Genomic DNA, 1,595 nt, shown 5'->3' with positions numbered 1-1,595 from the left:
TATTAAATTCCTAGTCAAATTAAGTGAAATACTGTGACCAGGTATTTTACAGATTATTTACCATGATTGGTATTAGAAGAAGCCCTGGAAGAAGATAACCTGACTATCCATGCCAAGGCTGCCAATATGAAAGGCAGCATCAAGGCACCCCACGATACTTCATACGACAATATCACCCTGAAAGCCTTGGCGGATATCATTGCCAATAAACATGGCTATCAGGTAGCCATCAGCCCAGAGCTGGCCAATATCCAGTTTGAGCACATTGATCAACGGGCAGAAAGCGACCTTAACCTACTCACTCGATTAACTAAGGAAAACAATGCCATCGCCAAAGCTATGGCTAATAAGCTGTATATCGTAACCAAGGGCGATAGCAAAAACATCCGTAACCAGCCATTACCCATAGTTCATATTAACGACCCACACAACAGTAAAGGCCGTGTGACCATTAATGAAAGGAATGATTACCAATCTGTGCAAACCTATTGGTTCTCTGAAGAAAAGCAACAAAAAATTCAAGTAATTGTGGGTGGGGGTGAGCCTAAATACACCCTACGTGACACCTATAAGACAGCCGATCAAGCTAAACGCATGGCAGAAGGTAAGTTAAACAAATTGAAACGGGGTAAAAAGTCACTCAGTTTAATCCGGCCTTTATCACCAGAGATAGTAGCAGAATCAAAGTTAATTATTGCTAATCATAAAGCCAGTGCTAATGGGGAATGGGTTGTTAAAACGGTTGAGCATACGGTTGGATCGGGTAGTTTTTCTGAGACCAGTATTGAGGGGGTGTTGCCAAGAAAGTAAACAAGCACTAACATTATTTTTTGTTAAGAGTGGGTATTAACTCAAGTTGAGTGAATCTTGTGTACATCTAGTATATTAGTCTTAATTCGTTTATAAGTCTTCTGTGATAGTCTTGAGTCATTATTAGGTGCAAACGGCTTGCTTGGTCTTTGTATCTTTAAGGAAGATTTAGTTAATGAAAAATAACGAAAGAATGATACAGTTTTTTGATATAGGGCTTGCAGGGAAAACACATGCTAGAGATATAAATCATGCACTGGTCTCTCCGAGAACTATCAATGAAATAATGAATGAGCTTACTGCCATTAAGGCTGAAAACAAAGCAAGAAAAAAAGTATCTCCCAGGGGTACGCAAGAGTACCGACTCCAAGATATTTGCGAACACGATGATTACTGGATATTGTTAGTCAATGTAGTTGATACAACTGCAGCTAACCCTGTTACTCAGAAAGTTGGAGGTGCTGAAAGTGACAGAGAAATTATTGAACTTGGTGATGATAAAGGACTTGAATCATCTTCACACCTTATCATTTATAAAGAACAAAATAATGCTCAAAAGCACTTAGTATTATTTGAAAAAAATTTGTCTCTTCCCTTTAAAAAAGCTGCATCATTTTTGAATCATTTGCTTAAAGTTGCAGCTCGACACTTTGCAGACAGATATATTAGACCCCACCCTTCAGGGATAGAAGGAAAAACAATAAATTTAGGCTCAATATAGATTCCTGGGGGCTATATTAATAGCCCTACTAAATCACTTAATAACCCTTTACCACGACGTTTTA

2 protein-coding genes are annotated in these 1,595 nt (G+C 38.4%); both read left to right on the top strand.

The genetic code is table 11. From position 1 onward, the window contains the following. The first annotated feature begins 66 nt into the window (after positions 1–66). On the top strand, positions 67–810 hold the full coding sequence (locus ORQ98_RS29415; protein WP_274692390.1) for a phage late control D family protein: 744 nt from the start codon (positions 67–69) through the stop codon (positions 808–810). A 175-nt stretch (positions 811–985) separates the two neighbouring features. Next, a complete protein-coding gene (locus ORQ98_RS29410; RefSeq protein ID WP_274692389.1) occupies positions 986–1,531 on the top strand; it encodes a hypothetical protein in 546 nt (181 codons plus the stop codon). Positions 1,532–1,595 lie beyond the last annotated feature (64 nt).

It is taken from the genome of Spartinivicinus poritis, from assembly GCF_028858535.1.
Lineage (GTDB): Bacteria > Pseudomonadota > Gammaproteobacteria > Pseudomonadales > Zooshikellaceae > Spartinivicinus > Spartinivicinus poritis.
Note: the sequence above shows the minus strand (reverse complement) of the source record. Positions and strands in the feature narration are given on the sequence as shown.